Raw genomic sequence first — 21,788 nt, forward strand, 5'->3', positions numbered from 1 at the left:
TCATGAAACTGGTGCTATTACATCCCTCCTATTTCGGGCCAATTAGCCAGTGGGTAGCTTTTGCGAAAGCTGAAAAGGTTTTTTTCGAGAACGATGATAATTACCAGAAACAGACCTACAGGAACAGGATGTATATCTATGACGCCAATGGCAGGTTATCCCTGAACATTCCTATTAAACACAGGGCTGCTCTGGGGCTGGACACCAAAGGCCACCAGAAATACAGGGACGTGCAGGTAGAGAACGAATTCAACTGGCAAACACAGCACTGGAGGGCTTTTAAATCATCTTACCAGACCTCTCCCTTTTTTGAGTTCTACGAAGATGAGCTTTATCCGCTATATCATAAGGAATATAAGTTCCTGATGGACTTTAATTACGATTGCATGGAGTTCGTGGCAGACTGCCTGCAGCTGGAATGGGATTTCGAAAAGACAGAGGAATACATTCTAAAGCCGGAAGATAAACTGGACTTAAGGAATCTCGTTAACGCCAAATCTGATGCCGGTTTTAAAAACTCTGAATACACCCAGGTTTTCGACTCGAAAGCCGGTTTCTTACCAAATTTGTGTATCCTGGACCTGATATTCAATGAGGGTAATGCCGCTATTAGCTACCTGGAAGCCCAGGACCTAAAGTCCGATCTTGGTTAAGACCGGGTAGTGATCTGAATAATCCACCTCGAACTTTCTGAACTCATTTATCTTCATTCCGTTTTCAACAAGAAGGAAGTCTATGCGCAGGGGAAAATAATCCAGCTTAAAGCTTTTACCGAAGCCGCTTCCCGCCTCCAGGAAAGCATCGTTAAATCTACCATCCTGCTTGATAAGATCATAGATATACGAAAAACTGGTGTTATTGAAATCGCCGGCAATAATTACCCGGTAAGGTGATTTTTTAAGATGCTCCAAAAGCATTTCGGCCTGTTCCTGTTGCAGTGAAAAGCCGTAACCAATCCTGCCCAGCAACTTCTTGGAATCTTCCTTTTGCAGGTCGTCTATTCCAGGTTTGATATTCAAGGACTGGAAATGCACATTTACGATACGAACCGTATCTTTCTTATTGATCACCAAGTCGGTATAAATGGCGTTGTTATTCCCGTCATGCGGGAAATCCAGTGAGCCCCGATCTATAATGGGATATTTTGAGAATATCGCCGAGCCAAATTCAGAGTTCTTGCCCTTCAGTTTTATATACTCGTAGGGATAGATCCTGGCCAAGGAGGCCGCTCCCACGTAGTGCTCCTGTACACATAGCACATCGGGATCATTTTCCCGGATAAAACCAGTGATCTTTTCAGGAATATCCTTTCTTTCAGACCATTCGTAGGCATTGAACATTCGCACATTATAGCTCATCAGGGAAAAATCTGAACTATTAGCCTCATCTGTTTCAGACCCTGAAAACTTTACAAAACCGGTGATATAATTATATCCTAGCAAAAGTACCAGCAAGGAAAGCAGCATCTGCCTTTTTAACCGGAGTATCCAGTAGAGCAGAAAGATCGTATTCAGGATGATCAATACAGGAACGCCCAGGCTCAAAACCGAAAGTAATGGAAATGATTTAGGCGGAATATGCGGTAAAAGATAGGAAAACAGGAGTGCGGTAGCCGCAAGCGAATTTAAGATAAAGATGAATTTATCGAACAGGCTTAATTTCTTCATTTAATCCTCTTTACCGGCCTGGAATAAAAAGTCCTTTTCTGCCTTACTCAGACTTTCATAACCGCTTTTACTGATCTTGTCCAGGATCGCATCAACCTTTTTCTGCTTATCGTCCTTATCAAATTTACTCCTGGTTGATGTTTGCTTTTTAGGGGCGGTCTTCCCGGTGCGGTGTACCGTTTTCATCCTGGCCTTACGCTCTTTTTGCTTGAAAATGGAAGCGATGGAATCCATCAGGTTCTCGAACCATTTACCAATATCATTACCTTTCTGAAGCTGATTGGTATACAGATAACCTAAGGCAGCTCCTCCTAAATGCGCCAGGTGCCCCCCGGCATTACCCATGGGGATCTGAATGATATCTATGACTACAAGAAATGCAGCGATCCACCAGAACTTCACGCTCCCTATTAGCATTAATCTCACCCTCATATTCGGGATATGCGAGGCGATCCCGATAAGGACAGCCATAACCCCGGCCGAAGCTCCCATTAGATAAGACCTGCCCGTGCCCTGAAAGGCTGGGAAAAGATTATAACTAAGCATATATACCAGTGCTCCTATGATCACCCCCAGAAAATAATAATTGAGCAATCGTTTTGGAGAGAAATAATTCAGAAAATAGATACCCGAAAAATACAGGATGAGCATATTCGACAGTATATGCCAGATTCCGCTATGTAAAAAGGAATAGGTGATGATAGACCATGGCTTGATCAAAAATTCCATGGGTTCCTTTGGGAACACGAACCACTCCAGCAGGAAGTCTGACGGAAGCTGAAAAAGATAGGCTATGGTCTTCAGCAGGAAGAACAATATAAAGACCAGCACATTGATCGCAATGAGCTTTTCGGTGACCGTAGCGGTCTGGATCTTATATCTTAACCTGTCTGATGATTTCATCAATACCAGCGATTGTCGTTAAACTGATTCTTTTTCCAGTAATACATCATTAAGAAGCCGAATAACGCGCCCCCCACGTGGGCAAAATGCGCGATCGAACCTCCAAAGATCGAATATCCGGTGAAGCCGGAAAACAAATCTAAGGCAATTAATCCGGGAATAAAATACTTGGCTTTAATTGGTACCGGAACAAATAGTAAAAATAGTTCCACGTTAGGGAACATCATCCCAAACGCTACCAGGATACCGTATATTGCTCCCGATGCTCCCACCGCAGGATTGGCGAAGGCCTGTAACATAGACCTAAGCGTGCCTTCGTCCATGCCCTCAGGAATCCTGAAGCGATTGGAAGAATAGGCCTGCTCGATGAAGCTCATCACTTCCGGCGGGGTCCAGCCCAGCTCCAGCAGTCCGTTAAATCCTTTCTGATAGGCATAAAAATTCACCAGAGTATGTAAAAAAGCTGCTCCTATCCCCGCTGAAAAATAGAAGAAAAGAAAGCGCTTCTGCCCCAGCATTTGTTCAATAGGGCTACCAAAGGCCCACAGGGCATACATATTGAAAAGTATATGCATCAACCCTCCATGCATGAACATATGCGTAATGATCTGCCAAACCTGGAAATTGGGATTCTTCACGAACCATAAAGCGAAATACTCATATGCAACGTCGCCAATTAACTGGCTTCCTATAAAGAATATAACGTTTATTATCAAGAGAACCTTTACGGTTTCGGTCATTCTTCCCATCAGGCGAATTTTTTATCAAGTTCATCTACGCTCAAGGTAGTGAACACGGTTTTATTAAAAGGACTAAGTGCCGGTTCTTTACAGGCAAATAATCTATTTACAATATGTTGTTGCTCGGCAGAGTTCAGCAGTGTTCCCGAACGTACCGCCATGGAATTGGCGAGTGACTTTGCCAGCAGGTCGGTTTGAGAAAATCCATTATCGGGCACATCCTTCTCAAAATCGGCGATAAGCTGCTCCAGCAGAATTTCCACTTCGCTTTCTGAAATTAGCGTAGGAATACCGGTGATCTCTACCTCGTCCTTTTTGATCTCAGAAAATATAAATCCGGTCTGCTCCAGTGATTCCTTGATCTCCTTCAGCATCTCCACCTCATGGTGATTGAATTGAAGTCTTAGAGGAAATAATAATTGCTGACTAACTGCAGATGAGACAGTTATATTTTTAAGCAGTTCTTCATATAAGACCCGCGTATGGGCCCTGTGCTGGTCTATGACCAGGATTCCGCTCTTCAACGTAGAAACTATATATTTCTTCTGAACCTGGAAGGTAGACTTCTCGGTTTGCTCTTCTTTGGCACCGAAAAGATTCCCGGTCACCTCTTCACTTTCGAACTCAATCTGGCGAACGTCTACCTCTGTTTCGGTTTCTGCCTGCATGCCGGAATAAAGGCTTTCCCATTCCGGTTGCCGGTCACGCTTATAGCCAGTGCTTCCACCCGAATAATTGTTTTTAGGGCTGCTTTCATTCTGAAAAGGATTGAAGTTACGATCTACTTCCACTTCAGGCACCCTCACTTCTTTATCCTTGTATTCATATGGCGTATCCAGTTCGGCATCTCTTTCAAAATCCAGCATGGGTGAAACATTGAACTGCCCCAGGCTGTGCTTGATGGAGCTTTTCAGGATGGCATATAACGCATGTTCATCATCGAACTTGATCTCGGTCTTGGTGGGGTGAATGTTGATATCTATAGATTTAGGATCAACTTCCAGGTATAGGAAATAAGTGGGATAGCTTTTCTCCTTCAGCAGGCCTTCATAGGCCGCCACCACCGCATGATTAAGATAAGGGCTTTTGATGAATCTGTTGTTAACAAAGAAAAACTGTTCTCCCCTGCTCTTTTTAGCAAATTCAGGCTTGCCTACGAACCCGGAAACCTTTACGATCTCGGTATCCTCTTCCACAGGTACCAGTTTTTCGTTGGTCTTACCGCCAAGTATATTGGTGATTCGCTGCCTTGAACTGGCCACCGGCAGCTGAAATAGCTCGTTGCCGTTATGCGTAAGTGAAAAGCTGATATCGGGATGTGCCAGGGCTACCCTCTGAAATTCATCAATGATATGGCGTGTTTCCACGTTATCAGATTTCAGGAAATTACGCCTGGCGGGAATGTTATAAAAAAGGTTTTTTACCGAGATACAGGTCCCTTTAGGGGTCACGCAGGGATCCTGCGAAACTACCTGGGATCCTTCCACCTTCAGGCAGGTACCCACTTCATCTTCCTCGGTCCTGGTCTTCAGTTCCACATGGGCGATCGCCGCAATAGATGCCAGGGCTTCTCCCCTGAATCCTTTGGTTCTAAGGGAAAACAGGTCATCTGCAAGCTTGATCTTGGAGGTGGCATGCCTTTCAAAGCTCATTCGAGCGTCGGTAAGGTTCATTCCCACACCGTCGTCTATCACCTGAACAAGCGTTTTCCCGGCATCCTTGATAACCACCTGGATACGGCTTGCTTTTGCGTCTATTGAATTTTCGAGAAGTTCTTTTATTACCGAGGCCGGACGTTGCACCACTTCACCCGCAGCGATCTGGTTGGCAACATGATCGGGCAACAATTGTATTACGTTACTCATTTAACGGGGATTCGAGAAAATGGACAAATCAAAGTCTAATATCCACAGACAAATGAAAAGTAAAATTATGATGATATAAACAACCCTGCGATTAATGCTTCGGTTTCCACGATTACGGCTTTCTTTACGTGCATCTGCCCAGTGGGAACCAAAATCTATAGCATTGGTGGCTTCTTTATATTTATTGAATTTATTATCAAAATCATAGATATTACCGGTATCCTTGCCCTTGTAATAACGCGGGGTATAGTTATACCGGGTATTCTTCCTGATTTTGTTAAAATTGATTTTCAAAACTGTAGAATGTTTGCTGATCCCAAATTTACTCAAAATGCTTCAAAAATCCGAAGCCTGAGGTTATTAATAATGGCAGCAATAACAATGCCGTTCTAAAGACCAATTACCGGGCAGTACTAACCCTTATAGAATTTAGCATCCTTCCTTAACTGCGCCATTTTAATGGCTGCGATGGCCGCTTCGGTTCCTTTGTTACCGTGCTTTCCACCACTACGGGCGCGGGATTGCTCAATATTATTATCTGTAAGCACACAAAAGATCACCGGGATATCGGTTTGTATGTTCAGGTCCTTGATACCCTGGGTCACCCCCTCACAAACGAAGTCGAAATGCTTGGTCTCCCCCTGGATCACACTACCCACGGCGATAATGGCATCGAGCATTTCAAAACTTTCGCCCAGCTTCTTGCAGCCGTAAATAAGTTCAAAGCTGCCGGGAACGTTCCAGCGAACGATGTTTTCTTTTTTCACCCCATTCTCTATCCAGGCATCGAATGCACCCTGGAAAAGTCCTTCTGTAATTTCGTCGTTCCACTCAGAAACAACGATCCCAAACCGAAAGTCTTTCGCGTTTGGGATCGTGTCTTTATCGTATTGTGAAAGGTTCTTACCTTCTGTAGCCATATATTAGTTTTTCATAGCGCGAGCCTGACCAAGGTAGATTGGCACCTTCTCAGCCTCTGGTGCTTCAGAATACTCATCTTCTATTTCCAAAAGGTATTCTTCAGCCGCATCTGCTTCACCTATCTGAATAGCGGTGATCGCAGCTTTTAATAAAAATCTTGGAGTAGTGAATGAATTAGACCTCATTTCAGCAGCCTTTTCATAATAACCCAAAGCCTCTTCAGGTTGCTCCAATTGCATGAATGCATCTCCAATTCCTCCGGTAGCCAGGGCAGAGAATATCTCATCATCACTGCTAAAAGCTTCCAGTTGCTCTATGGCTTCCTGGTATTTCCCGGTTCTTAGATAAGCGAATCCGGCATTGTAATGTGCCAGGTTGGCCGCATCTGTCCCACCGTAGTTATCTATGATATCAAGGAAACCGTATTTCCCTTCCCCACCATTCAGAGCAAGATTGTAAAGAGAATCGCTTTGGGCTCCATTTGCTCTTAAAGCTGAAGCCATATAGCCCTGAGCCTGGGCCATTTCGTTGGCGGCCTCGTTCTGCTTTGGCTCAAGAATAAAACGGTTATAACCCAAATATCCCAGAACAGCAACTATGGCTACACCTACAATGATGTAGATATACTTCTGGTTATCGGCTACCCATGTTTCGGTTCTACTAGCACCTTCATCTAAAGTATTAAAAACCTCTGCAGTGGTAGATTCCTGTTCTGCTACTTGTTCTTTTTCCTCCTTGTTGGAAGGCTTGTATCCTCTTTTCTTATACGTTGCCATAAAAATTTGTTAATGCGTGGCAAAAATAGAATTTTTTGTGAAAATTAAAAGATAAATTATTTGTATTTTTTATATAATTTCGGGTCCTTTTGAAGCCGAAAATAGCTTTAAACAATTACTGAATTTCCAGCTGAAACACAGCGATTTATGCATTTAAAAAATCTTAGCCTGCTTAACTACAAAAACCTTAAGACGGCTGAATTTGATTTCGACGAAAAGATCAACTGCCTGGTTGGAAATAACGGAGTTGGAAAAACGAACGTGCTGGACAGCATCTATCTTCTCTCCTTTGGTAAAAGCTATTTTAACCCTATCACATCCCAGAACATCAACCACGACTCCGACTTTTTTGTAGTTGAGGGTGAGTTTGTTAAAAACGAGAAATCTGAAAAGATCCTGGCCAGTGCTAAAAAAGGTCAGAAAAAGATCATTAAGAGAAATAATAAAATCTATGAAAAGGTAAGCGATCACATAGGTTTTATACCTACGGTGATCATTTCGCCTGCAGACCGCGACCTGATCATAGAAGGTTCTGAAACCAGAAGGAAATTCATGGACGGGGTGATCTCGCAAAGCGACCAGGTTTACCTGAACAAATTATTGCAATACACCAAGCTGGTTTCCCAGCGAAACTCGCTTCTAAAATATTTTGCCGCCAACAATACCTTTGAGAGAGATACGCTCGAAGTCTATAACTTACAGATGAGCAACCTGGGACAGGACCTTTTCGAGAAAAGAAAAGAATTCTTAAAAGAATTCATACCCATCTTCAATAAAAGGTATGCCGATATCACCAATAATAAGGAAGAGGTTCATATTAATTACAAGAGTCAGCTTTTTGATTCTTCCCTTTCCAGCTTGCTAGAAGAGAACCTGCAAAAGGATATGAACCTGCAATATACTTCGGTGGGCACCCACAAGGACGACCTTAGCTTTGAGATCGCGGGGCATCCCATTAAAAAATTCGGATCGCAGGGACAGCAGAAATCATTTCTGATCGCCCTAAAGCTGGCACAATTCGATTTTATCAAGCAGATAAGCGAGGTGAACCCTATCCTGTTGCTGGATGACATCTTTGATAAACTGGATGAGAACCGTGTGGCCCATATAGTTGCACTGGTAGCGACAGACCAGTTAGGGCAGATCTTCCTGAGCGACACCCATGCAGACCGTACCGAAAAGGTGGTAAAAAGCAGCAATCAATCCTATAAAATCTTTAAGCTTTGAAAAAACTCTTATTCATATTATCTATAATCAGCCTAATTTCCTGTTCAGACAGCGACCCAAAGGAACAATTACAGCACCTAAATGGTTACTGGCAGATAGAAAAAGTGGAAGTTGAAAAAGATTCGGTGATAGAATATGGTATAAGTCCATATATTGATTATATAGAAGTAAGCGATTCTGCAGGATTCAGAAGAAAGCTGAAACCAAAGATTGACGGCGGTTTTATAAAAGCACCAAATGAACCGGAAAGGATTTCCGCAAAAATCGAAGACAACAGGTTAATGCTATATTACTCCACTCCTTTTGACCAGTGGAAAGAAGAGGTACTTGAAGCGAATGAAGAGGAGCTGGTCATTCTTAACCGTGACGATAAAAAATACTACTACCAACGATATGAACCTTTATTAAGCCAAGACGATGAAGAGACGCAAGAATGAGGAAATGAAACTGGGCGATCTGCTCAAGAGTTTCGTAGATGAAAATAAACTGGATAAAAAAGGATTAAACCAGGTAAAAGTAAGGGATGTCTGGAACAGCCAGATGGGCCCGGCCATAGAAAAGTACACTACCAACCTCAAATTAAAGAACGACGTGCTGTACGTGCAGTTAAGTTCTTCGGTACTTCGGGAGGAATTAAGCTACGGCAAGGAAAAGATCATCAGGAACCTCAACGAAGAAATGGGGCAGGAACTTATCACCAAACTAGTATTGAGATAAGTATAATTATATAAATTTCAGCTTTTTATGAAGCATAATGTAAAGGTATTCCTCATCTATTTCATCTCATTCATTACGATATTTTCACTTAGCAGGTATCTTATTGGGTTGCTCCTGCCAGGATTGCAACATTTATACCTGATGATCGCCGCGGCGGTGATCACCCTGGTGCTTTCTCCCCGGCTGGACAAGGACCAGAATGGGCGGTATATCCTGAAATCGGTATTTAAAAAGGAGCCGCTGATAAAATAGATTATTAGAAAATCGGATAATTAGCCCCGAGAACTCCCAAAACTAAGGGACAGGTTAACGACTCTAAGTAAGAGTTCCGACATGCTGAATTCATTTCAGAATCTTAGGTAGCCTTATCTAAAAAAAACCTTTAGGCTTCCGAATCCTATAGACAACTGCCGGCATCAGAATGACTAGTCATGCTGAACTCGTTTCAGCATCTCCGGTTCACCAAAATTCAGACATAAAAAAAACCGGGTTAAAAAACCCGGTTCTCTTGATATTATTGAAATGGTTCTCTTAGAACATCTCTCTACCTGCAAAATGGAAAGCACCTTCAATCTGTGCGTTCTCATCGCTATCACTTCCGTGAACGGCATTTTCTCCAATACTCTTCGCGTATTTTTTTCTGATAGTTCCTTCAGCAGCCTCTTCCGGGTTTGTAGCTCCAATAAGAGTCCTGAAATCTTCTACAGCATTGTCTTTTTCAAGGATCGCTGCAACGATAGGACCACGAGTCATGAATTCTACTAATTCTCCGAAAAATGGACGCTCTTTATGGATTGCATAAAAAGTCTCAGCATCTCTCTGAGTCATTTGAGTAAGCTTCATCGCTACGATTCTAAATCCTGAAGCGGTGATCTGGTCTAGTATTCCACCAATATGCCCGTTCTCTACTGCATCTGGCTTAATCATGGTGAATGTTCTATTTCCTGCCATTGTATGGTTTTTAAATTTGGTGCAAAAATAAATAATTCCTTTCCATATACAAGCCCTTTAAGCTTTTATGTTCGCCTACTGGAATTCAAGCACATAATCCTGCAGGAGTTTGTTGCGATTACCCCGCATTTCCATGCGAAGCCTGTTCTTATCAAAATCGAACTTCAAAAGGCCAAAACTCTTATCGTTCACCACCTCTCCTACTCTGTATTTATTGGGCTCTCCGCTGAATTCCTCGTAGGTATGGGTGAGTCCGCTGGAAGTGAAATCTACCAGGGGATAGTCTAATCCCTCTACCTCTGTTGCTGAAAATTCTGAAATATGACGATCCCCGCTCAACAGGATCACATTCCTGGCCTCTGAAGAAACGATCAATTCCTTTAATCTCTCTACTTCTGAAGGGAAATTCCCCCATTTTTCAAATCCGTGTTCCGCCGAAAGCACCTGGATACTGGAGAGGATGACGTTAAAATCGGCTTCGGAATCCCGGAGTCCGTTTTCCAGCCACTCCCACTGCTGCTCTCCCAAAATCGCACCTTCAGAAGCTTCGTATCGCCTGTTAGGATCTTCGCTTTTCGCCAGCGGGTCGCGGAAATAACGGGTGTCTAGCATAAATACCTTTACTTTCCCTTTTTCAGTTTCAAAAACCTCAGCGTGATAAACCCCTTCCCTGCTTCGACGCGGACTGTTCTGCGGCACCTCCATAAAATCCAGGAACAACTGCTGGCTCTTTTCTTTAAAATGCCATTCCTTTCCGCCGTCATTGAGCCCGTAATCATGATCATCCCAGATTCCGTAAACCGGCACCCTGTTCAGTAGTTTCTGGTAGCCTTTATTATTCCTCTGAAGCTCGTAAGCCGCCTTCATCACCTTGGCATCATCGGTATCTGAATAAATATTATCCCCACCCCACAGAAAAACATCCGGGTCGTTTTTCAGAATATCATCCCACAGGGCCTGGGGTGAATCTTCCCGGTTACAGCTTCCAAAAGCGATGACAAGATCTCCTTGCTTTTCGCTATTTAAGGTAGAGGAACTTCCGCAGGAAAGTACCATGAAAAATACAGGTAAAAGCTTAAATAAATTCTTCATAGGTCGGTTTTAGGAGCACAAATTTAAAGCTTCCAATATTTCTTAAGTAGTATTAAATTGTATATTTAGCCTCGAATATGATAGACAACAGAATACTCGAAATAACGGCTGAACTGGCCAAAGCAGAAAATATAGTTATTGTCCCCCACAAAGGCCCCGATGGTGATGCGATGGGCTCTACCCTGGGTTTATGGCATTTCCTGAAAGACAAGGGACACAAAGCGACGGTGATCGCTCCTAACGATTATCCGCATTTTTTAAAGTGGTTACCCGGTAATGACGAGGTGATCATTTATGAAAATGAGACCGAAAGATCTAACGGCCTAATTGCGGAAGCCGAGATCGTTTTTACCCTGGATTTCAATGATCTTTCCAGGTGCGGCCTAATGCAGGAAGCGCTGCTGGAATCTGATGCAGTTTTCGTGATGATAGACCATCACCAGGAACCTTCAGATTATGCACATTATACTTATAGTGATTCGAAAATGAGCTCCACCTGCGAGATGGTCTATAAGTTCATCGACAAACTAAGGGCGAGCAAAAAGATCACCCCGGAGATCGCGACCTGTCTTTATACAGGTATTATGACCGATACCGGATCCTTTCGCTTTAGCTCGACCTCCAGCGACACGCACAGGGTGATCGCAGACCTTATTGATAAGGGTGCAGATAACGCCCAGATACACAATAATATCTACGACACCAATTCAGAAAACAAGCTGCAGTTATTGGGTACGGCCCTTCAGAACCTCAAAGTGAACAAGGATCTAAGAACTGCTTATATAAGCCTTTCCCAGGAAGAACTGGACAGGCATAATTTCAAAAAAGGAGATACCGAAGGATTTGTGAATTACGGTCTTTCCCTGGATGGAATAATTTTCGCGGTCATTTTTATAGAAAAAGCGAACGAGAGCATCATTAAAATGTCTTTCCGCTCTAAAGGTGATTTCAATGTGAATAAATTTGCCCGGGCCCATTTTGAAGGTGGCGGCCACATAAATGCTGCCGGCGGAAAAAGCGACCTGTCCCTTAACGACACCATCGTTAAATTCAACAAGATATTACCGGAATACAAAGAAGAACTTTCAATATGAGACTATCAATTGTAATCATTATTCTGCTCTCTGTGGCTTCCTGTAAATCGCCGGAAGCAAGGTATCCCGTATCCCAGAACAGCGGTTCTTATATAGACGAGTCGGTAGAAAGGAATAAGGAAATGATCGCCAAGGAAGAGGATTATATCAAGCAGGTGATGGGCGAGGATACCGATACTGAATTTCTTACCTCAGCCGATGGATTCTGGTATTATTACAATAATAAGTCTACAGACAGCACCAATACAGAAACCCCTGAATTCGGGGATATCGTCATCTTTGATTACAGCATCTCTACCATCGAAGGAGAGCCGATCTATGCGGAAGGTGAAAAGGCCACCAGGGAATATGCCATGGATAAGGAAAAGCTTTTTACCGGTTTGCGCCAGGGCCTTAAGCTTATGAAAGAAGGAGAAACGGTTACCTTCCTTTTTCCGTCCCATAAGGCTTTTGGCTATTACGGAGACCAGGACAGGATTGGCAGCAATGTACCTATCACGGCAAAAGTGACCCTAAGGGAAATAAAAGAATCAGATACTAAAAATTAAAATAGTAGGCCGCGCTGCTTATAAATTCAGCTATGGCCTTGATTATACCTGACCAAAAGAAAAATAAATTTAGACAAATGAAAACAAAGAGCTTATTTTTACTATTAACGATGGCAATGTCTCTTATTGCCTGCAACGAGGAGTACCCTGAACTGGAGGATGGCATGTACGCCGAATTCAATACCTCCATGGGACCAATAGTTGCTGAACTATATTTTGAAGAAACTCCCATGACCGTAGCCAATTTTGTTTCCCTGGCGGAAGGCAACAGCAAAATGGCCGATAGTACTTATAAAGAAAAGAAGTATTATGACGGGATCATTTTCCACCGGGTGATCGACGGATTTATGATCCAGGGGGGTGACCCTACCGGGACAGGTAGCGGCGGCCCGGGCTACAAATTCCCTGATGAGTTCGTAGACAGCCTAAGTCACGATTCAAAAGGTATTCTTTCTATGGCCAATGCGGGACCGGGTACCAACGGCAGCCAGTTCTTTATCACTCTTGCGCCGGTACAGCAGCTGGATGGAAGACATACCGTATTCGGAAAGATCGTAAAAGGTCAGGACGTAGTTGATTCAATTGGAAAAGTTGAAACAGGACCTCGTGACAAACCTGTGAAGGATGTGACCATCAACGAACTGAACATCATTAGAAAAGGTAGCGCCGCCAAGAACTTTGATGCACCAAAAGTTTTTGAAGAAGAACTGGCAAATATCGAAGCTGAAAAAGAAGCCGAAGCCAGGAAAATGCAGGAAATGGCCGCTAAAAAAGCCGAGGAGTTCAAGGCAATTGAAGAGAAAGCAGACTCTTTAGAGAGCGGATTGAAAATATACTTCGAAAATAAAGGCGATGGCGAAAAACCGAAAAATGGCCAGAAGATCCTGGTAGATTATGAAGGTTACTTTGCCGATGGTACCTTATTCGACACGAATAAAGAGGAGCTGGCCAAAGAATTCAAGGTATTCAACGAAAGAAGAGCCGCCCAGGGAGGTTATGGTTCCTCAACCATGATCTATGGTCCAGATGCCCCAATGATCCCAGGATTTAAAGAAGGAATTCAGCAAATGCAGGTAGGTGATGAAGCGGTCGTGTTTATTCCTAGCCACCTTGCCTATGGAGAAAGAGGTGCCGGCGGTGTGATCCCTCCAAATACCGATCTTATCTTCAGAATAAAATTAGTGGATATGGCTGGTGAAGAAACCAAATAATCACATCCATTGAGATATTAAAAAAGCCCTCAGCAAAACTGAGGGCTTTTTTAATTCTATGTTTACTGCATTCTAATTTTCAGGGATATTCTTTAAAACTTCCAATAGAAATTTCCAGTATTTCTGGGCAGATGAAATACTTGCTCTTTCATCTGGAGAATGCGCTCCCCTAATGGTAGGCCCAAAAGAGATCATATCCATATTTGGGTAATGGCTGCCAATGATCCCGCATTCCAATCCGGCATGGCAGGCTGCGATATCAGCTTTCTCGCCATTCATTTTCTGGTAGATCTCATCCAGGGTCTTGAGGATCGCAGAATCGCTGTTCGGTGCCCAGCCAGGATATTCCCCAGACAGTTTCACTTCAAATCCTGCCAGTTCGAATACCGACCTTAATGAGGTCGCCAGGTCATCTTTACTGGACTCCACAGAACTCCTGGTTAAACATTTCACATGAACTTCCCCTTCCTTAAGGGTCACATTGGCAATGTTATTAGAGGCTTCCACCAGGCCTTCAATTTCAGGACTCATCCTGTAAACCCCGTTATGTGCCGCGGCAAGGGCAAGCAAAACTTCCCTTTGTGATCTAAGGTCCATGATCTGGTTCTGAGTGGTGATCTTCTGCAGGTCTATGCTCAGGTTTGGTTCCAGCGAAGCATATTCAGCTTTTATCCCGGCAGCCCGGGCCTCGATCTCCTTTTTAAAACTTTCCTCTTCGGTATCTGGAACGGCTACAATGGCTTCACTTTCTCTTGGAATGGCATTCCTGAGTCCGCCACCGTTGATCTCTGAGATACGCATTTTCAGGTCTTCAGAAGTATTTACCAGAAGCCGGTTCATCATTTTATTGGCATTCCCCAGGCCTTTGATAATATCCATCCCGGAGTGTCCGCCCATCAATCCTTTTACTTTTAAGGAATAAGAACGATAGGTATCAGGCATTTTTTCCTCTTCATATTTTTTGGTGGCGGTGATGTCTACCCCGCCTGCACAACCAATACCAATCTCATCGTCTTCCTCAGTATCCAGGTTTAGCAGGATGTCTCCTTCCAGAAGGTCTGGACTCAGACCTTTAGCTCCGGTCATGCCTGTTTCTTCGTCTATGGTGAACAAAGCCTCGATAGCCGGATGTTCGATAGTATCGCTTTCCAGGATCGCCATCATGGTGGCTACCCCAAGACCGTTATCTGCCCCAAGGGTGGTTCCCTTCGCGCGAACCCAGTCACCATCTACATACATCTCTATCCCCTGCGTATCAAAATCGAAATCTGTATCATTGTTCTTCTGGTGAACCATATCCAGGTGAGCCTGCAGGACGATCTTCTTTCGGCTCTCCATCCCTTTTGTAGCCGGTTTATAGATCACCACGTTCCCTACACTGTCTACTTCAGTTTTCAGGTTAAGCTTGTTTCCGAAATTCTTAATGAACTCTATCACCCTTTCCTCCTTTTTTGAAGGCCTGGGTATGGCGTTAAGATCGGCAAATTTATTCCATAAGACTTTGGGCTCCAGCTCCCTTATTTCTTCATTCATTGATCTGATTTTTGGTATTCCCACAAAGGTATTCGAATTTAATGATTTCTAAAATTTGCGGCCTGCTGAATATTTGTATTTTTAGGACGTGAAGAGAAAATCAATTCTACTGCTCGCCATACTTTTCCCGGTCCAGATCATTGGAATAAATTTGCTTTCGGGTTATTCAGAATTTGTAGAAAGATACTATTCCCAGGGACTTTATCCAGTGATCTCAAAAGTAATGAGGTACAGCCTGGGCATTATTCCTTTTTCTCTTGGCGACCTGTTATATGCAGCTCTTATCCTCCTGGCAATCGCCTGGCTGGTAAGAAGAATTTCCCAGAGGTTCAGATATCCAAAAATCTGGATCACAGATACCCTGGCCAGCCTATCGGTCATCTATTTTTGCTTTCACCTGTTCTGGGGCTTCAATTATTACCGGCTGCCCCTGCATAAAAGCCTGGAGATAGAAAATGATTATACTACTGAAAAACTTATCAGACTTACGGAAACTCTGATCGATAAATCCAACGAAATTCATCTGGAGATCGTTGGCAATGACTCTATTAAGGTCGACTATGACTTCAGTAAAAGGGAATTGTTCGAGATCACTTTAGACGGATATAAGAACATCGAGAAAGATTACCCCGAATTAACCTATGAGGGTGAGGCCCTGAAAAGGTCTATTTTCAGCCTGCCCCTCACCTATATGGGTTTTAACGGTTACCTTAACCCGCTTACCAACGAGGCACAGGTAAATACTATCATCCTGCCGTACAAGATAGCGACCACGGCCAGTCACGAGGTTGGGCACCAGCTGGGCTTTGCCAAGGAGAACGAGGCTAATTTCATCGCCTGCCTGGTGACCATGAATCATCCAAATATCCATTTCAGGTATTCCGGATATACCTTTGCCCTGAGCTATTGCCTGAGCGAACTCTATCGGCGGGATAAAACCAAGGCTGAAGAACTTATCGCAAGCATAAACCCCGGCATTATTAAGAATTACCGGGAAGTAGATGAGTTTTGGTTAAGACATCAGAATCCTTTTGAACCTATCTTCAAGGCCACCTATAACCGCTACCTTATCGTGAACAACCAGCAGGATGGGATGAAAAGTTACAGTTATGTAGTGGCGTTATTGGTGAATTATTTCGATGACACACGAAACGCTCTTTAGCTCAAGACGTTTTAATCTATTTTTATTACTTTAAGGCCTTCAAATTTTTGAGCATTTCATATTTAAATTTAACCCAGACATTTCTATGAAATATAAATTACTGATCTTAGGATTATTCCTTGGTATTTGTTCGATGCAGGCCCAGGAATACTTCCCTAAGAACGATGGTGTTAAAACCCGCAACACCAATTACACCGTTTTTAAAAATGCGCGTATACATGTAGATCCCCAGGCCCTGATAGAAAATGGCATGTTCGCTATCAAGGAGGGAAAGATCACTGCCGTAGGGAAGTCGATAGACATCCCTAAGAATAGCGTGGTCATAGACCTGCAGGGAAAGGAAGTTTATCCTTCGTTCATTGACCTTTACAGCGATTTTGGAATCAAAAAGCCTGAGAAGGCCAATGGCGGCTACAGCCCGCAATATGATGCCACGCGTGAAGGATTTTACTGGAACGATCATATAAAACCAGATACAGACGCGGTAGATCATTTTAGCTATGACGCCAAGGAGGCCGAGAAGCTTCAAAAAGCAGGTTTCGGGGTGGTAAATACCCACGTTGCAGACGGGATCATTCGTGGTTCGGGGATGCTCGTGGCACTTACTCCAGAAGTAAGTGAAGGTGACAGGATAATAAACGAGAATTCGTCCCAGTATTTTTCTTTCGATAAGAGCGTACAATCCCGACAGTCCTACCCTACTTCTATTATGGGCGCTATGGCACTAATCCGCCAGGTTTACCTGGATGCCGAATGGTACGCCAAGGGAAATTCAGATAATAAAGACCTGGCACTGGAAGCTTTTAACCAGAATAAGGACCTGGTACAGATCTTCGCCAGCGATGATCTTCTGAACGAATTCCGTGCAGATAAAATAGGTGATGAATTTGGGGTACAGTACGTGATCCTGGGAAGCGGTAACGAGTATCAAAGGCTGGAGCAGGTAAAAACCACCAATGCTACTTTTATAGTTCCACTGAAATTCCCTGAGGCTTACGATGTAGAAGACCCTTTTCTTGCTAACCAGCTGAGCCTGGAAGAAATGAGGGAATGGAACCAGGCACCTTCAAACCTGAAAAGGCTTTCAGAAAATAAGGTCCCCTTCAGCCTAACCACTCATTCCATAGATACTGAAAAAGATTTTAAGAAGAACCTGCTGCAGGCGATCGAATTCGGTTTAACCAAAGAAGCTGCCCTTGCCGCTCTAACCACAGTTCCGGCAAAGACCATTGGGCAGGAAGGAAAAATTGGAGTAATCAAAAAAGGAGCCTGGGCCAACTTCCTTATCACTTCAGGAGATTATTTCGACAAAGAGACCACCTTATACGAAAACTGGGTCCAGGGAGAGAAAAAGATCCTGAACAGCAAGGACGTGACCAATATTACCGGGAATTATGAGCTTCTGGTAGATGGAAAAACCTATGAGCTGGAGATAAAAGGAGAGATCTCCAGTCCTAAGGCCGAGGTGAAACTAGGAGAAACAAAGATTGGATCCAAGCTGAGCTTTGATAATAACTGGATGAACCTGCTGTTATCTTCAACAGATACTTCAAGGGCCGATTTTATTAGGCTGGTTGCCAATGTGCCGGCAAAGACAGAAAACATTTCCGGAAAGGCAATCCTGCCTAACGGGAAGGAAACGACTTTCCGGGCTACAAAAGCAAAGAACAAGTCTACAGATAAAACAGATATAGACAAAAAGGATGAAAAGCATCGTGAAATAATGCCTCTTAGCTATCCGAATGTAGCCTATGGTTTCAGAACAAGACCAGAACAGGAAAATGTTCTCTTCAAAAATGCCACCGTTTGGACCAGTGAAGATGAAGGCGTTCTAGAAAATACCGATGTTTTGGTCAAAAATGGCGAGATCGTGAAGGTTGGCCAGGGTTTAAGCGCAGGTGGAGCCAGGGTGATAGACGCGACCGGTAAACACCTTACTGCCGGGATCGTGGACGAACACTCTCACATCGCTGCCTCTGCCATCAACGAGGCCGGGCACAACTCTTCAGCTGAAGTGCAGATGGAAGATGTAGTAGATCCTACAGATATCAATATTTACAGGAACCTTGCCGGAGGGGTGACCACCATCCAGCTTTTACATGGTTCGGCCAACCCTATTGGAGGAAGGTCGGCGATCCTGAAGTTAAAATGGGGAGCTTCGGCCGAGGATATGATCTTTGAGCAGGCACCGCCATTCATAAAATTCGCCCTTGGGGAGAATGTAAAACAATCTAACTGGAGTGGCTCAAGATTTCCACAAACCAGGATGGGTGTAGAACAGGTGTTTACCGATTATTTCAGCCGGGCCAGGGCCTACGAATCTTCTAAAGGGGATGATGACTTCAGAAAAGACCTGGAAATGGAAACCCTGGTAGAGATCCTTAATGGAGAAAGATTTGTCACTTCACACTCTTACATACAAAGCGAAATCAACATGTTGATGAAAGTTGCTGAAAATTTCGATTTTAATATCAATACCTTCACTCATATCCTGGAAGGATATAAAGTGGCCGACAAAATGAAGGAACACGGGGTTGGCGCCTCTACTTTTTCAGACTGGTGGGCTTACAAATACGAAGTGAACGATGCGATTCCTTATAACGCTGCCATTATGAACGATGTGGGGCTAACCGTGGCCATTAATAGTGACGATCCCGAAATGAGCCGCAGGCTTAATCAGGAAGCGGCTAAAACCATAAAGTATGGTGGAATGAGCGAAGAGGAAGCCTGGAAAATGGTGACCATAAACCCGGCCAAGTTGCTACATGTGGACGAACTTGTAGGAAGTATCAAAACCGGGAAACAGGCCGATCTTGTACTTTGGAACGACCACCCGCTTTCTATCTATGCCAAGCCAGAAAAGACCATGATCGAAGGAACTTTCTATTTTGATATTGAAAAAGATAAAGAACTGAGAAAGCAGATCCAGAAAGAACGCAACGAACTTATTGGCCAGATGCTAAAAGAGAAGAACAAGGGTGTAAAAACGCAGCCGGTAGAAAAGAAAGAAAAGCAGAGAGTTCATTGTGACCTTTTAGAAGCGGTAAAATAAAACTAGCAGAAAATGAAAACTTTAAATACTTATATATTAATGGCTTTCCTGGTAATTTCAGGAAAAAGCCTGGCCCAGCAAACACCTGCGGGCAAACAAACCGAAGCGGTGACCATAGTTGGTGCTACCGCCCACCTGGGTAACGGGGAAGTGATCGAGAACAGCCTTGTTATTTTCGAAAACGGAAAACTAATCGAGGTGATCGCGGCCAATCTTACCAAAAGACAATACCCGGGAAAGATCATAGACGCAAAGGGTAAACATGTTTACCCTGGCTTTATCGCTCCAAATTCAACCCTGGGTCTGGTAGAGATCGCTGCGGTTAAGGCCACCCAGGATGAGGATGAAATGGGAGAAATGCTGCCCAATATCAGAAGCTTGATCGCCTATAATGCCGAAAGTAAGATCGTTGAATCCATGAGGCCTAACGGAGTGCTTCTAGGCCAGATCGTTCCAAGAGGCGGCAGGATCTCCGGTACTTCATCTATCGTTCAGTTCGATGCATGGAACTGGGAAGATGCTGTGGTAAAAGAGGACGACGGCCTGCATATCAACTGGCCAGACACCTACAAAAGAGGAAGCAAATGGAGAGGTGAAGATCCTAACTTAAAACCAAATAAGAGTTATGTAGAAAATGTTCAGGAGCTTTCAGATTTTTTCGCTTCAGCAAAAGCTTACCTAGACGGCGACAGGGATTATAAAAACCTGCCATACCTTGCCATGGAGACGGTATTTGGCGGAGAGAAAAAAGTTTTCGTCCACGCAAATGAGGAAAAAGCAATCCTGGACGCGATACAGTTCAAAAAAGATCAGAACCTGCCACATATGGTCATTGTAGGCGGATATTATTCTACCGGGGTAGCCGAAGCCCTGAAAAACAACAATATCCCAGTTCTGGTTGGTCGCCCGCACAGCGTGCCAGAAGAAGCTCATGAAGATTATGACTATTCTTATAAGTTAGCCGGAAAGCTATATGAAGAAGGTGTTCTGGTAGCCATTGAAGGTAGCGGACAAATGGAAAGAATGAATTCCAGGAACCTGCCATTCTATGCCGGTACCGCGGCTGCTTTTGGGATGGACAAGGAAGATGCCCTGAAACTTATAACTCTTAACACGGCAAAGATCCTGGGCATTGACGAAAATTACGGCAGCCTGGAAAAAGGGAAATCGGCAACGCTTTTCATTTCTGAAGGAGATGCGCTGGACATGCGAGGCAATATACTTTCCCATGCTTATATAGATGGCAGGGAGATCAGCCTTGAAACCCACCAAACCGAACTTTGGAAAAGATATTCCAAAAAGTATAAGGATCAATCCGGTAAAGAAGAAATTCCTACCGATTCTGAAAGTTCTCCATAGGATTTTCAAAATCCTGCAAAATCCATTTTCAGCTTCTTCTTTAGATCAATATATCTTTTAGAAGAAGCTGAAATAGTTTAAGGCAATACATCCTGAGGTTTTCAGGGAACTTTTTTTATGCTTATTATCTACGTACTTTTACGCCTATGTTTAAACAGATCACCAGCGCGCAGAACAAGGAAATAAAGTGGTTGCTCCAGCTACAGGAGAAGTCTCGCAATCGCAGGAAAGAAAGAGCATTTGTGGTTGAAGGTCAAAGGGAGATCTCCCTGGCCATCAAGGGAGGCTACACACCCCTTCACCTCTACTTTGTTCCTGAATTAATAGACCTGCAGGAAGTGGTCAAGATCTCGAAATCCAACACCCAAAATCCTGCTGCGATCACCGAAATAAGCCATGAAGTTTACGATAAGATCGCTTATCGAGGCAGTACCGAAGGTTTGATAGCGGTTTTCCAAAGCCGGGAAAACAAACTGGAAGAACTGGAGTTTGAAACAAAACACCCGCTTATCCTGGTAGCCGAAGCGCCGGAAAAACCCGGAAATATTGGCGCCATGTTAAGAACAGCAGACGCTGCTGCAGTGGATGCCGTAATCATCGCCAATCCCAAGACAGACCTTTACAATCCAAATATCATAAGAAGCAGCGTTGGCTGCCTTTTTACCAATAATATCGCTACCGGTAGTACTTCAGAGATCATCGAATTCCTCAAAAACAAAAAGATACCGGTCTATGCCGCCGCATTGCAGGCCTCCAAATCTTATCATGAGGTAAACTTCAGGCAGGCCTCCGCTATCGTCATGGGCACCGAAGCCACGGGGCTTAGTGAGGAATGGCTGAAAAATTCTACCCAGAACATCATAATTCCCATGCACGGGGAGATCGATTCCATAAATGTTTCTGTGGCCTGCGGAATTCTTATTTTTGAAGCTAAAAGACAACGCAGCCTTCAACCTTAATAAACCAAGGA

Annotated in this window: 22 protein-coding genes; 12 read left to right on the forward strand and 10 right to left on the reverse strand. The window is 43.8% G+C overall.

Annotated elements, in window-relative coordinates; genetic code table 11:
- The first annotated feature begins 2 nt into the window (after positions 1–2).
- On the forward strand, positions 3–653 hold the full coding sequence (locus FLP08_RS13255) for a WbqC family protein (protein ID WP_156277357.1): 651 nt from the start codon (positions 3–5) through the stop codon (positions 651–653).
- On the opposite strand, the gene FLP08_RS13260 is transcribed toward FLP08_RS13255, so the two are convergent.
- From FLP08_RS13260 to FLP08_RS13290, 7 genes are all read right to left on the reverse strand, one after another.
- A complete protein-coding gene (locus FLP08_RS13260; protein WP_156277359.1) occupies positions 633–1,667 on the reverse strand; it encodes an endonuclease/exonuclease/phosphatase family protein in 1,035 nt (344 codons plus the stop codon). The two genes, FLP08_RS13255 and FLP08_RS13260, sit on opposite strands and share 21 nt — an antisense overlap.
- Entirely contained in the window at positions 1,668–2,570 is a 903-nt protein-coding gene (locus FLP08_RS13265; RefSeq protein WP_156277361.1) for a rhomboid family intramembrane serine protease, read from the reverse strand. It abuts the gene before it with no gap.
- Complete coding sequence (locus FLP08_RS13270) at positions 2,570–3,319, reverse strand: rhomboid family intramembrane serine protease (protein ID WP_156277362.1); 750 nt, start codon at positions 3,317–3,319, stop codon at positions 2,570–2,572. Before FLP08_RS13270 ends, FLP08_RS13265 begins: the two co-directional genes overlap by 1 nt.
- Entirely contained in the window at positions 3,319–5,175 is a 1,857-nt protein-coding gene (mutL, locus tag FLP08_RS13275) for a DNA mismatch repair endonuclease MutL (protein ID WP_156277363.1), read from the reverse strand. Before mutL ends, FLP08_RS13270 begins: the two co-directional genes overlap by 1 nt.
- A complete protein-coding gene (locus FLP08_RS13280; protein ID WP_202912774.1) occupies positions 5,176–5,469 on the reverse strand; it encodes a hypothetical protein in 294 nt (97 codons plus the stop codon).
- 119 nt (positions 5,470–5,588) lie between these two features.
- On the reverse strand, positions 5,589–6,095 hold the full coding sequence (ribH, locus tag FLP08_RS13285) for a 6,7-dimethyl-8-ribityllumazine synthase (RefSeq protein WP_156277365.1): 507 nt from the start codon (positions 6,093–6,095) through the stop codon (positions 5,589–5,591).
- A gap of 3 nt (positions 6,096–6,098) precedes the next feature.
- Positions 6,099–6,872 carry a tetratricopeptide repeat protein gene (locus FLP08_RS13290; RefSeq protein ID WP_156277366.1) on the reverse strand — a complete coding sequence of 258 codons (774 nt, stop codon included), beginning with the start codon at positions 6,870–6,872 and terminating at the stop codon, positions 6,099–6,101.
- 147 nt (positions 6,873–7,019) lie between these two features.
- Here FLP08_RS13290 and recF point away from each other — a divergent pair, with 147 nt between their 5' ends.
- From recF to FLP08_RS13310, 4 genes are read left to right on the forward strand one after another with little or no spacing between them, the layout of a single operon-like run.
- Positions 7,020–8,099, forward strand: a complete 1,080-nt coding sequence (gene recF / locus FLP08_RS13295) for a DNA replication/repair protein RecF (protein ID WP_156277367.1) — start codon at positions 7,020–7,022, stop codon at positions 8,097–8,099.
- On the forward strand, positions 8,096–8,536 hold the full coding sequence (locus tag FLP08_RS13300; protein WP_156277368.1) for a lipocalin family protein: 441 nt from the start codon (positions 8,096–8,098) through the stop codon (positions 8,534–8,536). The genes recF and FLP08_RS13300 overlap by 4 nt, the downstream gene beginning before the upstream one ends.
- Positions 8,517–8,816: a DciA family protein gene (locus FLP08_RS13305; RefSeq protein ID WP_156277370.1), complete on the forward strand. Its 300-nt coding sequence runs from the start codon at positions 8,517–8,519 to the stop codon at positions 8,814–8,816. Before FLP08_RS13300 ends, FLP08_RS13305 begins: the two co-directional genes overlap by 20 nt.
- Positions 8,817–8,843: 27 nt before the next feature.
- Entirely contained in the window at positions 8,844–9,068 is a 225-nt protein-coding gene (locus FLP08_RS13310; RefSeq protein ID WP_156277372.1) for a hypothetical protein, read from the forward strand.
- 279 nt (positions 9,069–9,347) lie between these two features.
- Here the strand turns inward: FLP08_RS13310 and FLP08_RS13315 are convergent, their stop codons facing one another.
- Both FLP08_RS13315 and FLP08_RS13320 read right to left on the reverse strand, forming a co-directional pair.
- On the reverse strand, positions 9,348–9,767 hold the full coding sequence (locus tag FLP08_RS13315; RefSeq protein WP_156277374.1) for a nucleoside-diphosphate kinase: 420 nt from the start codon (positions 9,765–9,767) through the stop codon (positions 9,348–9,350).
- Between the two features lie 75 nt (positions 9,768–9,842).
- Complete coding sequence (locus tag FLP08_RS13320) at positions 9,843–10,859, reverse strand: alkaline phosphatase D family protein (protein WP_156277376.1); 1,017 nt, start codon at positions 10,857–10,859, stop codon at positions 9,843–9,845.
- Between the two features lie 77 nt (positions 10,860–10,936).
- On the opposite strand from FLP08_RS13320, the gene FLP08_RS13325 reads away from it, so the two are divergent.
- The 3 genes from FLP08_RS13325 to FLP08_RS13335 all read left to right on the forward strand — a co-directional run bounded on the left by FLP08_RS13325 (position 10,937) and on the right by FLP08_RS13335 (position 13,712).
- On the forward strand, positions 10,937–11,953 hold the full coding sequence (locus FLP08_RS13325) for a DHH family phosphoesterase (protein WP_156277378.1): 1,017 nt from the start codon (positions 10,937–10,939) through the stop codon (positions 11,951–11,953).
- Positions 11,950–12,501 (forward strand): gliding motility-associated peptidyl-prolyl isomerase GldI, encoded by a 552-nt coding sequence (gene gldI / locus FLP08_RS13330; protein ID WP_156277380.1) that lies wholly within the window; start codon positions 11,950–11,952, stop codon positions 12,499–12,501. Before FLP08_RS13325 ends, gldI begins: the two co-directional genes overlap by 4 nt.
- Before the next feature lie 77 nt (positions 12,502–12,578).
- Complete coding sequence (locus FLP08_RS13335) at positions 12,579–13,712, forward strand: peptidylprolyl isomerase (RefSeq protein WP_156277382.1); 1,134 nt, start codon at positions 12,579–12,581, stop codon at positions 13,710–13,712.
- Between the two features lie 72 nt (positions 13,713–13,784).
- On the opposite strand, the gene FLP08_RS13340 is transcribed toward FLP08_RS13335, so the two are convergent.
- Positions 13,785–15,245 carry an aminoacyl-histidine dipeptidase gene (locus FLP08_RS13340; RefSeq protein WP_156277384.1) on the reverse strand — a complete coding sequence of 487 codons (1,461 nt, stop codon included), beginning with the start codon at positions 15,243–15,245 and terminating at the stop codon, positions 13,785–13,787.
- A gap of 88 nt (positions 15,246–15,333) precedes the next feature.
- Between FLP08_RS13340 and FLP08_RS13345 the strand changes: the two genes are divergently transcribed.
- The 4 genes from FLP08_RS13345 (at position 15,334) to FLP08_RS13360 (ending at position 21,777) form a co-directional block, all read left to right on the forward strand.
- Positions 15,334–16,407, forward strand: coding sequence for a DUF3810 family protein (locus FLP08_RS13345; protein WP_162431072.1), 1,074 nt, complete (start codon positions 15,334–15,336; stop codon positions 16,405–16,407).
- A gap of 85 nt (positions 16,408–16,492) precedes the next feature.
- Positions 16,493–19,459, forward strand: coding sequence for an amidohydrolase family protein (locus tag FLP08_RS13350; RefSeq protein WP_156277386.1), 2,967 nt, complete (start codon positions 16,493–16,495; stop codon positions 19,457–19,459).
- A 12-nt stretch (positions 19,460–19,471) separates the two neighbouring features.
- Positions 19,472–20,818, forward strand: a complete 1,347-nt coding sequence (locus tag FLP08_RS13355) for an amidohydrolase family protein (protein ID WP_156277388.1) — start codon at positions 19,472–19,474, stop codon at positions 20,816–20,818.
- 146 nt (positions 20,819–20,964) lie between these two features.
- Entirely contained in the window at positions 20,965–21,777 is an 813-nt protein-coding gene (locus FLP08_RS13360) for a TrmH family RNA methyltransferase (RefSeq protein WP_156277390.1), read from the forward strand.
- Positions 21,778–21,788 lie beyond the last annotated feature (11 nt).

The sequence above is a fragment of the Christiangramia aestuarii genome, from assembly GCF_009735585.1.
GTDB lineage: Bacteria > Bacteroidota > Bacteroidia > Flavobacteriales > Flavobacteriaceae > Christiangramia > Christiangramia aestuarii.